The organism is Sphingomonas sp. TZW2008 (genome assembly GCF_002117915.1).
Classification (GTDB): domain Bacteria; phylum Pseudomonadota; class Alphaproteobacteria; order Sphingomonadales; family Sphingomonadaceae; genus Sphingomonas.
This window is the reverse complement of the sequence record NZ_BDJB01000008.1, coordinates 347047-360869: the sequence shown is the minus strand read 5'-3', so window position 1 is coordinate 360869 and position 13823 is coordinate 347047. Positions and strand designations below refer to the sequence as shown.

General features: G+C 69.1%; 13 protein-coding genes. 5 read left to right on the top strand and 8 right to left on the bottom strand.

Annotated features, from left to right (window positions below; genetic code table 11):
- Window positions 1-142: 142 nt before the first annotated feature.
- Genes B7L05_RS11700 through B7L05_RS11690 form a run of 3 tightly spaced genes read left to right on the top strand, consistent with a single transcriptional unit; the run spans window position 143 to window position 2006 of the window.
- Window positions 143-958, top strand: a complete 816-nt coding sequence (locus B7L05_RS11700; protein WP_179187198.1) for a CDP-alcohol phosphatidyltransferase family protein — start codon at window positions 143-145, stop codon at window positions 956-958.
- Window positions 958-1413: a MaoC family dehydratase gene (locus tag B7L05_RS11695; protein WP_085810567.1), complete on the top strand. Its 456-nt coding sequence runs from the start codon at window positions 958-960 to the stop codon at window positions 1411-1413. The genes B7L05_RS11700 and B7L05_RS11695 overlap by 1 nt, the downstream gene beginning before the upstream one ends.
- A 53-nt stretch (window positions 1414-1466) precedes the next feature.
- On the top strand, window positions 1467-2006 hold the full coding sequence (locus B7L05_RS11690) for a superoxide dismutase family protein (RefSeq protein WP_375601258.1): 540 nt from the start codon (window positions 1467-1469) through the stop codon (window positions 2004-2006).
- 42 nt (window positions 2007-2048) lie between these two features.
- Here B7L05_RS11690 and B7L05_RS11685 read toward each other — a convergent pair whose 3' ends face one another.
- The 5 genes from B7L05_RS11685 to B7L05_RS11665 all read right to left on the bottom strand — a co-directional run bounded on the left by B7L05_RS11685 (window position 2049) and on the right by B7L05_RS11665 (window position 4885).
- On the bottom strand, window positions 2049-2471 hold the full coding sequence (locus tag B7L05_RS11685) for a Fur family transcriptional regulator (RefSeq protein ID WP_085810565.1): 423 nt from the start codon (window positions 2469-2471) through the stop codon (window positions 2049-2051).
- 84 nt (window positions 2472-2555) lie between these two features.
- The gene (rimI, locus tag B7L05_RS11680) at window positions 2556-3032 is read right to left on the bottom strand and encodes a ribosomal protein S18-alanine N-acetyltransferase (RefSeq protein ID WP_085810427.1); all 477 of its coding nucleotides are present in this window, start codon (window positions 3030-3032) and stop codon (window positions 2556-2558) included.
- On the bottom strand, window positions 3029-3646 hold the full coding sequence (gene tsaB / locus B7L05_RS11675) for a tRNA (adenosine(37)-N6)-threonylcarbamoyltransferase complex dimerization subunit type 1 TsaB (protein ID WP_085810426.1): 618 nt from the start codon (window positions 3644-3646) through the stop codon (window positions 3029-3031). Before tsaB ends, rimI begins: the two co-directional genes overlap by 4 nt.
- Window positions 3647-3686: 40 nt before the next feature.
- Entirely contained in the window at window positions 3687-4280 is a 594-nt protein-coding gene (locus B7L05_RS11670) for a malonic semialdehyde reductase (protein WP_085810425.1), read from the bottom strand.
- Between the two features lie 32 nt (window positions 4281-4312).
- Window positions 4313-4885, bottom strand: coding sequence for a NifU family protein (locus B7L05_RS11665; protein ID WP_085810564.1), 573 nt, complete (start codon window positions 4883-4885; stop codon window positions 4313-4315).
- Between the two features lie 103 nt (window positions 4886-4988).
- Between B7L05_RS11665 and B7L05_RS11660 the strand changes: the two genes are divergently transcribed.
- Window positions 4989-6152 carry a winged helix-turn-helix domain-containing protein gene (locus B7L05_RS11660; protein WP_085810424.1) on the top strand — a complete coding sequence of 388 codons (1164 nt, stop codon included), beginning with the start codon at window positions 4989-4991 and terminating at the stop codon, window positions 6150-6152.
- On the opposite strand, the gene B7L05_RS11655 is transcribed toward B7L05_RS11660, so the two are convergent.
- The gene (locus tag B7L05_RS11655; RefSeq protein WP_085810423.1) at window positions 6140-7045 is read right to left on the bottom strand and encodes an aspartyl/asparaginyl beta-hydroxylase domain-containing protein; all 906 of its coding nucleotides are present in this window, start codon (window positions 7043-7045) and stop codon (window positions 6140-6142) included. The two genes, B7L05_RS11660 and B7L05_RS11655, sit on opposite strands and share 13 nt — an antisense overlap.
- Before the next feature lie 185 nt (window positions 7046-7230).
- Here B7L05_RS11655 and B7L05_RS11650 point away from each other — a divergent pair, with 185 nt between their 5' ends.
- Entirely contained in the window at window positions 7231-10161 is a 2931-nt protein-coding gene (locus B7L05_RS11650) for a pitrilysin family protein (protein ID WP_085810422.1), read from the top strand.
- A 43-nt stretch (window positions 10162-10204) separates the two neighbouring features.
- Here B7L05_RS11650 and B7L05_RS11645 read toward each other — a convergent pair whose 3' ends face one another.
- Window positions 10205-11992, bottom strand: a complete 1788-nt coding sequence (locus tag B7L05_RS11645) for a long-chain fatty acid--CoA ligase (protein ID WP_085810563.1) — start codon at window positions 11990-11992, stop codon at window positions 10205-10207.
- 58 nt (window positions 11993-12050) lie between these two features.
- Window positions 12051-13817, bottom strand: coding sequence for a gamma-glutamyltransferase family protein (locus B7L05_RS11640; protein WP_085810421.1), 1767 nt, complete (start codon window positions 13815-13817; stop codon window positions 12051-12053).
- Between the last annotated feature and the right edge of the window lie 6 nt (window positions 13818-13823).

The following is a 13823-nucleotide window of genomic DNA, read 5'->3' as shown; positions in this document are numbered from 1 at the left end:
AATGGCAGCGTCGTGACAGATGCGCGACGCCTGTCAAGCGACGCATGGCAGTGCTAGGGGCACGCCCAAGGGGGCGCGAAAAGTGGCGACGATCGAATTGCGACCGACTGTGACGGGAAAGCCGCGCGAACTGCAAGGCTTTTTGAATCGCGTTCTATATCATCCCGCGGCGCGCCGGCTCGCGACCGCGCTCGCGCGTACGCCGGTAACGCCCAACATGGTGTCGCTGTTCGGCGCCGCGATGGTGGTGACGACAGGCATCCTCTACGCGCGCGTCGGCACGCCGGCCGCGATCGCCGGCGGGTTCCTGCTCCACCTGCTGTGGCACGTCGTCGACGGGGCGGACGGCGATCTGGCGCGGATGACGGGGCGGGCGAGCCCGATTGGCGAGCTCGTCGATGGGCTGTGCGATTACGGCGGGCACATCATCCTCTACGTCCTGCTCGCCACCGCGCTGGACGACACGATCGGGATCGGCGCGTGGGTGCTCGCGGTCGCCGCCGGGCTGTCGCGCGTGATGCAGTCGGTGTTCGCGGAAAGCTCGCGACGCAGCTATCAATGGTGGGCCTATGGCGTGCCGTGGCTGCAGCACAATCGCGGCGTGCCGCGCGGGCCTGGCCGAGCGTTCAGCGCGCTCTACCTGCTGCTCTCGGGCCTCGTCACCGGCGCGACCGACCGCGTCAACGCGCTGGTCGCTGGCGCGGAGATCGATCCGCACGAGCGGCAGCGGATCGCCCGGCTCGCGCGGGAAAGCGGCCCCGCGATCCTCGGCATTCCGGCGGCGCTAGGCGCCAATCCGCGCACCGTCATGCTCGGGCTCAGCATGCTGGCCGGCAGCCCGATCTGGTTCTTTCTGGTGGAGATCACCGTGCTCAACGTCCTGCTCGTCACCGGCATCGTGCGTCAGCGCGCGCAATGCCGCCGCCTGATCCGCCTCATCGCCCGGGCGCGCGGCTGATGGCCGGGCTCTGGTTCGAGCAGTTCGAGATCGGGCAGCGCTTCGTCCACGAGATCCGCCGGACGGTGATCGAGGCGGACAACATGCTGTTCTCCGCGCTGACCTACAATCCCGCCGCGCTGCACATCGATCACGCTTATGCCGAGACGACCGAATTCGGCCGCCCGCTGATCAACTCGCTCTTCACGCTCGGCCTCGTCATCGGCCTTAGCGTGCAGGACACGACCTTCGGCACGACCATCGCCAATCTCGGCATGAGCGAAACGGTGTTTCCCAAGCCGGTGTTCGCCGGCGACACGATCCGCGTCGAAACCGAGGTGAAGGCGCTGCGCCCGTCGGCGTCGCGGCCGGGGCAGGGCATCGTTACCTTCGAGCACGTCGGGCTGAATCAGCGTGACGAGGTCGTCTGCCGCACGACGCGCGCGGCGTTGATGATGGCGCGCCCCGCCGGCTGATGGCGGAACCAGCAGTCGCGACCCTCGTTGCCCCCGCGTAACGGGAGATGAAGATGATCCGTCTGATGATGGTCGCCGGTGTCGGCGCGTGCACCCTGGCACTGGGCGCGTGCAACGAGGACAAGCTGGAAACCGGCATGCCGGTGGCCGGCGGTGCCGGGGCGAGCGCAATGCTGAAGACGGCGGCGGGTGCCGACGCCGGCCGCGCCACCGCGACCGAGGTCGCCGGTGGCCTGCGCTTCACAGTCGACGTGTCTGGAATGCCCGCGGGCACGCATGGCGTTCACGTCCATACCACGGGTCGCTGCGACGCGCCGACGTTCGAGACCGCGGGCGGGCATTGGAACCCCACGGCGATGAAGCATGGATCGATGAACCCGCAGGGGCCGCACCAAGGCGACATTCCCAATCTGATCGTCGATTCGGGCGGCCGCGGCACCGTCGCTGCCACCGTGCCGGGCGCAACGATGGCCGGGTTGCTCGACACCGACGGCGCGGCGTTCATCGTTCATGCCGGGCCGGACGATCTAAAAACCGACCCGTCGGGCAACAGCGGCGGCCGGCTTGCCTGCGGTGTATTTCAAGCGTCCTGATGTTTGAAGGGAGGGGCGCGCCGTGGCGCGCGCCCGCCGGCGTCAGTCGTTTCGGCTCAGGCTGACGCCGTAGAGCTCCATGCGATGATCGACGAGGCGGAAGCCCAGGCGTTCGGCGATCTGCTTCTGAAGCAGCTCGAGTTCGGGATCGACGAATTCGATCACGCGGCCGGTTTCCACATCAATCAAATGATCGTGGTGCGCCTCGGGCGAGGGCTCATAGCGCGCACGGCCATCGCCGAAATCGTGCCGGTCGAGAATGCCGGCTTCCTCGAACAAGCGCACGGTGCGGTACACCGTCGCGATCGAGATCCCCGGATCGATCGACGATGCGCGCTCGTACACCTTTTCCACGTCGGGATGATCGTCCGCCTCGGACAGGACGCGCGCGATGACGCGGCGCTGCTCGGTGATGCGCAGGCCCTTTTCCTGGCACAGGGTCTCGAGGTCAATCTTGCGTGGCATGCCGTTCATGTAGTGGCGCGGGCTTGTTGCGAAAAGCGCTACCGACTCGCAACAAGCGATAAGCCGCTAATTGCGTCCGCCAGATCAGGCCAGCGTGACGGCGTAGCTGTGCGCGTCGAAGCTCTCGCCGCCGCGCCCGCGATAATAGTCGCGTCGCTCGCCCGTCTTTTTGAAGCCGTGCGCCTGGTAGAGCGCGATCGCCCCGTTGCCCGCGCGCACCTCAAGGTGAACGACGGTCACGCCGCGCCCGCGCGCCTCGGCGATCACGCTGCGCAGCAGCGCTGCGCCGATCCCGCGACGACGGTAGCGGGGCGAGATCGCGAGCAGCAGCAGCTCCGCCTCGTCGAGGATCAGCCGCGCCAGCGCGAAGCCGACGATCGCGCCGTCCACGCGCGCCATCGTCAGCCAAATGCCCGGCATGCCGAGGATGCCGAGGCATTGCGTGCGCGTCCACGCCTCACCGAAGCGCGGTTCGAACGCTTCCTGCATGACGCGTTCGACGGCGGCGATATCGGCCGCGCTCCCTGTGACCAATTCCACCATGCGCAGGCCGGTGCTCACGCCGGCAGTTTCGCATCGGGCGCGCGGCCGTAAAGCGGGCGCGGCGGCAGATCGGTAAGGTCCGGCGGCAACAGCCGCGCGTTGGCGGCATCCGGCAAAGCATCGCACACGTCCAACGCGCCATCGATGGCGAGCAGCCGGCGTGCCCCGCTGCCTATCGCAGACCGCCCGCCCAGCGCCGCGATCGCGGCCTCGGGGCGAAGCGAGACCAGCGTATCGAACGGAACGATCGGGGAGGCGACGTATCCCTGCATGAACACCTCACCGTGCCCGCCTTCCAGCACGACGGCAAGCGGACTCGCCATGCCGCGCGCGAACGCGCCAGCGGCCACCACGCTCATCGAGGAATAGCCGCATACTGGCACGCCCCAGCCGAGCGCCAGTCCGCGCGCCGCCGCAATGCCGACGCGGATGCCGGTAAAGCTACCCGGCCCGACGTCGACGAGGATCGCGGCGGCGCGACCGCCTTCGGGAAGCTCCGCGATCATCGGCACCAATCGTTCCGCATGCCCGCGGCCGACCACTTCGTGGCGCGCGGCGATCAGCGCGCCGTCTTCCAGCAGCGCGACCGAGCAGGCGGCGGTGGCGGTTTCGATGACGAGCGTGCGCGACATGCCGCTCCTTTGCCACCGGCCGCGCGACGCTCAACCCGTTTCAGGCGATGCGGTTGAACTTTTCGAAAGCGGGCCGCGGGCTGCGATCGAAGATCGTCGCCGGATCACCGTGGCCGAGCGTGGAGATGAAGTTCACCCGCACGCCGGGCTGATCGGCGAAGAAAGCCTTATCGACCGCGCCGCCGTCGAACCCGCTCATCGGCCCCGTATCGAGCCCGAGTGCGCGCGCGGCGAGGATGAAATAGCCACCCTGGAGCGAGGAATTGCGGAACGCGGACGCCTCGCGCAGCTCGGCATTGCCGTCGAACCAGCTCTTCGCATCGGCGTGCGGGAACAGCTCGGGCAGGTGCTCGTGAAAGTTGGTGTCCATGCCGATCACCACCGACACGGGCGCGCGGCGGATCTTGTCGGCGTTGCTGTCGCTCGCGCACGCCGCGAGCTTCTCCTTCGCCTCCTGACTCACGCACCACACGAACCGTGCTGGTAGCTGGTTCGCGCTCGTCGGCCCCATCTTGACGAGATCCCAGAGCGCGCGGAGCTGCGCCTCGGTCACCGGCTCGTCGGTGAAGCCGTTATAGGTGCGGCCCTCGCGGAAGAGGCGATCGAGAGCGACGTCGTCGAGCGGGGTAGTCATCGATGAACTCCGGGCAGATGCTGAACGGCGGATCAGACCGCGCGAACCTCGGTCACTTCAGGCACGTAGTAGCGCAGCAGCTGCTCGATCCCGTTCTTCAGCGTCGCGGTGGACGATGGGCAGCCGGCGCAGGCGCCCTGCATGCGCAGGAACACCTTGCCCTTGTCGAAGCCGCGATAGACGATGTCGCCGCCATCGTTCGCCACCGCCGGGCGTACGCGCGTGTCGATCAAGTCCTTGATCTGCTCGACGATCTCGGCGTCCGCGGGATCATCTGCGAAGGCCTCCTCGGCGGCCGGCACCGAGAAGCCGGCGGACGGCGCGCGGAACAGCGGCATCTGCGCACTGAAATGGTCCATCAGGATCGCCAGCACGTCGGGCTTCAGCCCGCGCCAGTCGACGCCCGGCGCCGCGGTGACCGACACGAAGTCGCGCCCGAAGAACACGCCTGTCACGTCTCCCAGGCCGAACAGCGCATCGGCCAGCGGCGAGGCTTCGGCCTCTTCCGGCGTCGCGAAATCGCGCGTGCCGGCGTCCATCACGGTTTGTCCCGGCAGAAACTTCAGCGTTGCCGGATTGGGGGTCGGTTCGGTCTCGATCAGCATGGCCGCCATGTGGCCCGCGTGCGGCGGGCGATCAAGCGCCAGCGGCGAAAGGAATGGTTTCCCGTCGCGCAGCTCGGCTGCCTGGCCTAGGTGTGGCGCGATCATGACCGAACGGATCAGTCCTGCCGCCGCCCGTCGCATTGCGCTAGCCGCGCAGGGGTTCGGTACGCGCAAGCCCGCGCGCGTCACCGACGGCCATCTGCGGCGTACGCTCGATCGGCTCGCGCTGCACCAGATCGACAGCGTCAACGTGCTCGCGCGGGCGCATTATCTGCCGGCGTTCTCGCGCCTCGGCGCGTACGACACCGCAACGTTCGATCGCGCCGCGTGGGGCAGGGGGCGGCAGCGAGGGATGTTCGAATATTGGGCGCACGAGGCATCGCTCCTGCCGCTCGACCTCCATCCGCTGCTGCGCTGGCGCATGGCGCGTGCCGATCGCGGCGAGATGCGCTCGGCCGCGATGCGCGCGTTCGCGACCGAGCGCCGCGGCGAGGCGATGGTGCTGCTCGATCGCATCCGCGCGGACGGACCGCTCGCCGCGTCCGACATCGAGACGGGGCGCACCGGCTGGTGGGCGTGGAGCGGCGCGAAACAGGCGCTCGAATGGCTGTTCTATGCCGGCCACATCACCACCGCCTCGCGCCGCCGTGGGTTCGAGCGCGTCTACGATCTTCCCGAGCGCGTCCTGCCGCGCGCCATCCTCGACCTACCGACGCCCGACGCGGCGAGCGCACAGGCGGCGCTAGTCGAGCGGGCAGCGCGCGCGCTTGGGGTCGCCACCGCGGGCGAGCTGCGCGACTATTTTCGCCTTTCGCCGGCCGAGGGCACTGCCGCGATCGCGCGGCTCGTTTCCGAAGGCACGCTGGTGCCCGTCTCGGTCGATGGCTGGCCGCCGGCGTTCCTCCACCACCGCGCACGCCGGTCGCGCCGGATCGAGGCGCAGGCGCTGCTCGCGCCGTTCGATCCGCTGATCTGGGAGCGCGCGCGGGCGGAGCGGCTGTTCGGTTTCCGCTACCGCATCGAAATTTACGTGCCCGCCGCGAAGCGCCTGCATGGCTATTACGTCCTGCCGTTCCTGCTCGGCGACCGGCTCGTCGCGCGCGTCGACCTGAAGGCCGACCGCGCGCATTCCCGGCTGCGCGTGCAATCGTGCCACCTCGAGCCGGGCGCGCCGCCGGAGACGTCGGATCGGCTCGGCGCGGCGTTGGAGCAGGTGGCAGACTGGCTTGGGCTCGGCGCGGTGCTGGTGCGGCCTCAGAGCGGCTGACGGGCGGCGCGGCGATCGCGCTGCGCGACCGCGGCATTCCAGGCGGCGATGTTCTCGCGCACGTGCCGCACCGATGCCGAGCCGCGCACCGCCGCGACGAAACGCTCGGCGATCCAACGCCCCGGATTACGCAGCGGCCGGGCGACCTGCAGCAGCAGCACCACGCGCGTGCCGGCGGTGTCGTTCCACACCTCATGCGGGTAGGTATCGTCGAACACCAGCGTCTCGCCCTCGGCCCAGCGCACGACGCGGTCGGCGATCCGCATCCGCGCGTCGCCGTCGCGCGGTACCACCAGCGCCAGGTGACAGGTGATCAGCCCCTTGGTGAGCCCGCGATGCGCCGGGATGCGCGTGCCGGGCGCCAGAATCGAGAAGAACGCGCTGTTCAATCCCGGGATCGCGCCGACCAGCGCGCTCGTCACCGGGCAGCGGGCGGCATTCTCGTCGATCCGCTCGCGATGCCCCCACAGGAAAAACGAGCGCCACATGCCGCGCGCCGCGATCCGGCGGTGGTCGGGCGAGATGGCGGCGAGGCTCGGGCTCGCTTGCCCGGCTAGCGCGACCTCCACCGCCTCGTCGCGGATCGCGTGCCAATTGTCGCGCAGTGCCTGGGTCCAGGGAAAGGCACGGACGTCGAGCACCGGTGTGTTGGGCACCAGCGACGACGCGGCGATCACGCGATCGAGGCCGCGGCGCATCCACTTGCTTGCGCGGATCGCCAACGGGCGCGGCGGTGCGGGTATGTCGCCGACGAGCGGATCGGCGATCGGCAGGGGCGCGGCGCAGGGGGCAGGGCGCTGATCGACGGGCACGTCGTCGGCACCGCGGCGCACGGCGATGTCGCCGTGATCCTGCCGCAATTGCGGCCGCGCGCTACTGATCGTGCCTGCCATCCTGATATCCGTCCGGCGCCGCACGCGCATCGTTGAGCCGCGCATTGCAAGGGCGGCCGACCAAATTTGCGGCTTCGCGCCGTCGCTTAGAGTCGATTCGCGACGAAAACGTGGCATCGACGCGTTGCTCGAAAGATCGCGCCGGGGTGTGGCAACGATGCACGCGGGTGGCTACAATCGTCCGCATGATCGCTTTCCCGCGCGCGCTCGGCGCGTCGTTCGCCGCCGTCTCGCTCCTTGCCGTCGTTCCCGCCATCGGCCAGCAGGCAGCCCGCAAGCCCGTCCGGCCAGCAGCGCCGGCCGCGGCGCCGCCGGCGCCTTCGCAGACCACTGTGGTCGATCCCTCCACGATCCGCGTCGACACTGCGCCGTGGCTGTTCAAAGGGTCGGACATTCCGCCCGATCCGGCGTGGAACTTCGGTGCGCTGCCCAACGGGCTGCGCTACGCGGTGCGCAAGAACGGCGTGCCGCCCGGGCAGGTCGCGGTGCGCGTAAGGATCGACGCCGGGTCGCTCAACGAGACCGACAGCGAGCGCGGTTACGCGCACCTCATCGAGCACCTCTCGTTCCGGGGATCGAAATACGTGCCGGACGGCGAGGCGAAGCGCGTGTGGCAGCGCTTCGGCGCCACCTTCGGCTCGGATTCGAACGCCTCCACCACACCGACGCAGACCGTCTACAAGCTCGACCTCCCGGCCGCGACCGAGACCAACCTCGACGAGAGCCTCAAGATTTTCGCCGGCATGATGTCCGAACCCGGCATCAACGACCAGGGGCTCGCCGCCGAGCGCCCCGCCGTGCTTGCCGAGCAGCGCGAGGCGCCGGGGCCGCAGGTGCGGCTGTCGGACGCGCGCAACGCCTTGTTCTTCGCCGGCCAGCCGCTCGCGGATCGTTCGCCGATCGGTAACGTCAAGACGCTCGAGGCGGCGACCGCCGGGAGCGTGAAGGCGTTCCACGATCGCTGGTATCGTCCGTCGAAGACGGTGGTGATCATCTCGGGCGACATCGATCCGGCAATCGCGGCGCGGCTCGTCGTCAAGAACTTCGGCGGCTGGAAAGGCGTCGGCCCCGATCCCGCCGAGCCAGACTTCGGCAAGCCCGATCCCAACGCCACCAAGACCGCAGCGATCAGCGAGGCGTCGCTGCCGCCGCTCGTCATTGCCGCGACGCTGCGCCCGTGGACGTATCGCGACGACACGGTGATCTTCAACCAGAAGCGGCTCGTCGACCTCGTCGCGATGCGCGTGATCAACCGCCGGCTCGAGACGCGCGCGCGTGCCGGCGGCAGCTTCCTGCAGGCGAGCGTCAGCCTCGACGACGTCGCGCGCTCGGCGAACGGCACCTTCACCAGCATCCTGCCGATCGGCGATGATTGGGAGGCCGCGGTAAAGGATGTGCGCGCGGTGATCGCAGATGCGATGGCGACCGCGCCGACGCAGGCCGAGGTTGATCGCGAGACCGCCGAGTTCGACGGGGCGATGAAGAACGACGTCGAGACTGCCCGCGTCGAGGCTGGCGCGAAACAGGCCGACGACATGGTGCAGGCGCTCGACATCCGCGAGACGGTTGCCGGCCCGCAGGAATCGTACAACATTTTCCTCGCCGCGCGGCAGAAGGGCATGTTCTCCGCCGCCGGCATCCTCGAATCGACGCGCCGCGTGTTCAAGGGCGATGCCGAACGCGCGTTGCTCAACACGCGCGCCGCGGATCCGACCGCCGCCGCCAAGCTCGCCGCGGCGCTGTCCGCGGACGTGTCGAAGCTCGCCGGGCGCCGCGCGCAGCAGGCGAAGGTCGATTTCAAGGATCTGCCCAAGCTCGGCAAGCCGGGCACCGTCACCGTGCGTGAGGCGGTGAGCGATCCGGGAGTCGAGAAGGTCACCTTCGCCAACGGCACGCGCATGCTGCTCTACGCGAACTCGTCGGAAACCGGGCGCGTCTACCTGCGCGTGCGCTTCGGGCGCGGCCAGTCCGCGCTGCCGAGTAACCGCTCGACGGCGGCGTGGGCGGCGGATTCGGCGTTGGTGCAGAGCGGCATCGGCAAATGGAGCCAGGGCGATCTCGACGCGCTCACCACCGGGCGGCGCATGGGGCTCGACTTCGATCTGACCGATGATGCCTTCGTGATGAGCGCGATGACGACGCCGGGGGATTATGCCGACAACCTCGCGTTGATGGCGGCGAAGCTCGTCGCGCCGCGCTGGGATCCGGCGCCGGTGCTGCGCGCCAAGGCGGGCGCGCTGGCAGGATACGCCGGGTTCGAATCGTCGCCCGACGGCGTCCTTTCGCGCGATCTCGAGCGGTTGATCCGCGCCGGCGATCCGCGGTGGGGCCCGCCGACCCGCGCCGAGATCGACGCGCTGACGCCCGAGGCGTTCCGCAAGCTGTGGGAACCGCTGCTCGCGACCGGGCCGGTCGAGGTCGACGTGTTCGGCGACGTGAAGGCGGACGAGGCGATCGCCGCCGTGGCACGGACGTTCGGGGCGTTGAAACCGCGCACCGAGGCGCCCGTCGTCGCACCGACCGCCGCGTTCCCGGCGCACAACGCGCAGCCCGTCGTCCTTACCCACAATGGCGCGGATACGCAGGCCGCCGCCGTCATCGCATGGCCGACCGGCGGCGGGACGGACGGCATCGCGGAGAGCCGCCGCCTCGACATTCTGTCGGCAATCTTCGGCGACCGGCTGTTCGACCGGCTGCGGTCGGTCGCCGGTGCAAGCTACAGCCCGAGCGCGGCGAGCCAGTGGCCGCTCGGCCTGCAATCGGGCGGGCGGTTCATCGCCGTCGGCCAGGTCGCGCCCGCCAACGTCGATCTGTTCTACAAGCTAAGCCGCGAGATCGCCGCCGAGCTCGTCGCCAAGCCGGTCGATCAGGACGAGCTTCGCCGCGCGATCGGGCCGATGATGCAATATCTGTCGCGCGCCTCGTCGGGGAACCAGTTCTGGCTGATCCAAACGAGCGGCGGTGCGTATGATCCCAAGCGTCTCGCCGGGGCGAGCACGCTGGTGAGCGACTATATGTCGATCACGCCAGCGATCCTTCAGGCGACGGCGGCGAAGTATCTGCGCCCCGACAAGGATTGGACGCTAGTGGTGCTACCGAAGACCGCCGCGAAGTGATGCGGTCCCGCCCCGGTGACGGCCGGGGCGGGATCGCGACGGATCAGTTCTTGTAGAGCGCATCGAGCCGCTCGCCGTACACCTGCCGCAGCACGTGGCGGCGGATCTTCATGCTCGGCGTCATTTGCTCGTTCTCGATCGTGAATTGCGCGTCGGCGAGGATGAAGCGGCGGACGCGCTCGATTACCGACAATTCCTTGTTGGTCCGCTCGACCGCGCGGCCGATCGCGGTGCGATAATCGCTGTTCTGCGCCAGCGTCGTGAAATCGCACCGTGTGCCGCTCGCCGCGCACCATTCCTGCGTCCATTCCGGATCGGGCACGATCACCGCCACCATGTGCGGCTTGCGATCGCCGGCGATCATCGCCTGCAGGATCTCGGGCTGCAGCGTCAGCATCCCCTCGACCTTCTGAGGGGCGATATTGTCGCCCTTGTCGTTGATGATGAGATCCTTCTTACGGTCGGTGATCTTGATCCGCCCCGCCGCGTCGAACACGCCGATATCGCCGGTATGCAGCCAGCCGTCCTGCAGCACGCGCTCCGTCTCGGCGGGATTGCGCCAATAGCCGTGCATGACGAGCTCGCCGCGGACCAGGATCTCGCCGTCGTCGGCAATCCGCACCTCAGTCGCGGGCAGCGGCGGGCCGACGCTGTCGACCGTCACGCCCACCTTTGGCCGGTTGCACGAAATCACCGGCCCAGCCTCGGTCTGGCCGTAGCCTTGTAGGAAGCGGACGCCGAGCGACTGGAAGAAGATGCCGACCTCGGGCGTCAGCGGCGCGCCGCCCGATACCATCGCCTTCATCCGGCCGCCGAACCGCTTGGCGATCTTGGGCTTGAACAGGCGGTCGACGACCAGCGCCTTGGGGCGATCTGCCAGGCGCAACGTCCCCGCGGCGCGCTTCTCGCCAATCTCGATCGCCGCACCGAGCAGCTTTTGCGACAGGCCGCCCTGCTTGGCGATCGTCTTGCTGATGCGGGTGCGCAGCACCTCGAACAGACGCGGCACGACGAACATGATCGTCGGCTGCGCTTCCTCCATGTTCGCGGCGAGCTTCTCCAGGCTCTCGGCATAGTAGATCTGCCCGCCCATGCCGATCGGCACGAACTGCCCGCCGGTATGCTCGTACGCGTGGCTTAACGGCAGGAACGATAGAAATACCTCGTCGTCCCAGCCGAGATCCTCCGAAATGACGTCGGCGCACCCCGCGACGTTGTGCAGGATCGCGCCGTGATGCTGCATCACGCCGCGCGGCGCGCCGCCGGTGCCCGAGGTATAGATGATGCAGGCGGTATCGCTGCGCGCGAACGTCGCCTGTGCCGCGATCGTCGCCGGATCGGCGGGATGATCCTCGATTAGGCCGTGCCAGTTGCAGCTGCGCACCCCCGACGGGCGCGGGCGCAGTGGCTCGATCGCGATGACGGTTTCGATATGCGTCGTGCGCAGCACCGCCTTCAGCAGCACGTCGGCGAGCTTCTGCGTCGAGACGATGACGGCGCGTGCGCCCGAATTCTCGATGATGTGCGCGTGATCGCGCTCGGTATTGGTAGTGTAGGTCGGCACGGTGATCGCGCCCGCGGCCATGATCGCGAGGTCGCTCAGGCACCATTCGGGGCGGTTCTCGCTCACCAGCATCACGCGGTCGCCGGGCTGCACCCCCTGCGCCTTGAGCGCCGTGGCAAGGCTCGCCACCTGCCGCGCCGCCTCGGCCCAGCTGGTCGCCCGCCACGCGCCGTTGCGCTTCGCCCACAGGAACGGCGCGTCGCCCTTCTCCGCCGCGCGGGTGAAGAACATCGTCACGAGGTTGGGAAAATGCTCGAGCTTACGCAACGCCGCGGTCCTCTCTGCCAAAATCTCCCGCTGCCGGGGAGTATCGATTTGCCGGCGGTTACTGCCGCAGCGCGGTGCCGACGCCGCGCGGATCGGCCGCGCCAACCCAGCCATCGACGGTCTTCTCTGCGGCGTTCGCCTTTAGTCCCAATCGCCCGACGCTCACCGTGTGCCCCAGCTTTTCCAGTGCCGGCTGCATCGCGACGAGGCTCGTCCCCTGTTCGAGCACCAACCCTTCCTGGTTGAAGAAGACGAGCCCGAGCCCGATTGCCTCACGCGCCGGCATCTTCCAGTCGACATGCGCGATAATTGCCTTGGCGACCTGCATGATAATCGTTTTGCCGCCCGCCGCGCCGACCGTGAACACCGGCTGGCCCGCGGCATCGTAGACGATCGTCGGCGCCATCGACGACAGCGGCCGCTTGCCGCCCTCTACACGATTGGCGACGGGCGCACCGTTGCGCTCGGGCGCCAGCGTGAAATCGGTCAGTTCGTTGTTGAGGACGTAGCCGTTGGCGATCAGCTGGCTGCCGAACGGCCCTTCGACCGTCGACGTTATCGTCGCGATGTCGCCTGCGCGATCGATCGCGATGAAGTGCGTCGTCCCCGGCCGGTCGGGCTGGACTGCCATGGTGCGCGGCGCGGCGCCGGGCGGCGTGCCGGGCGGATAACGGCCAAGCGTGCGGTCCGCCGCGATCAGCCCCGAACGCTGCGCGATATAGCCGCGATCGATTAGCCCGGCGACCGGCACCGCGACGAAATCGGGGTCGCCGAGATAGGTCTCGCGATCGGCATAGGCGAGTTGCATCGCCTCGGCGATGAGGTGCCACGCGACCGGCGATGCCTGGCCGAGCTTGGCGAGATCGAACCGTTCGAGCATCCCCAGGATCTGAAGCACGGTCGTCGCGCCCGACGAGGGTGGGCCCATGCCGCACACGCGATAGCCGCGATAGCTGCCGCACACCGGTGCGCGTTCCTTCGCCTGATAGGCGGCGAGATCGGCGCGCGTCATGTCGCTCGGTGCGACGCTGGTGGTCGTCACCGCCTTGATCAGCGCGGTCGCGTTCTGGCCCTTGTAGAAGGCATCGGGGCCGCGGGCGGCGAGTTGCCGCAGCAGCTTGGCAAGCGCGGGATTGCGGACGGTCGCACCCTCGACCAGCGGCTTGCCGTTCTGCGTGTAGAGCGCGGCGACGTCCGGAAAGCGCCCGCTCGCGGCGCCGGTCCCGGTCGACGCGCCGCCTTCGGGCCCGGCGACCGCGGTGCTGCCGCCCGCCCATAGCGGCGACAGGTTGGCGCTCGCCGCGGCCATCGGTCGCGTGACGCGATAGCCCTGCTCGGCGAGGCGGATTGCGGGCGCGAACAGGGCGCGCCACGGCAGCTTGCCCCATTTCTTCGTCGCCAGCGCCATCAGCCGCACGTTGCCCGGCACGCCGACCGACTTGCCGCCGGGAAACGCCTGAATGTGCGGCACCGGCTTGCCGTCCGGCCCGAGGAAACGCTGCGGCGTCGCGGCAGCCGGCGCCTTTTCACGCCCGTCGATCGTTTCCAGCGGACCGCCCGCGCTTTGATGCAGCAGGAAGCCACCGCCGCCGATCCCACTCGACTGCGGCTCGACTACCGTAAGCGCGAGCATCATCGCCATCGCCGCGTCCGCCGCCGAACCGCCCGCGCGCAGGATCTCCGCGCCGGCTTCGGTTGCGCGGGGATCGGCGGACGTCACCATGCCTGGCGACGCAGTGCGGGTAGTTGCGGCTACCTGCGCAAGGGCGGGGATTGGGGCGGCAAGCGGGGCGAGCAAGGCGGCGAGCGCCAGCGTTCTGGTCATGCCGCG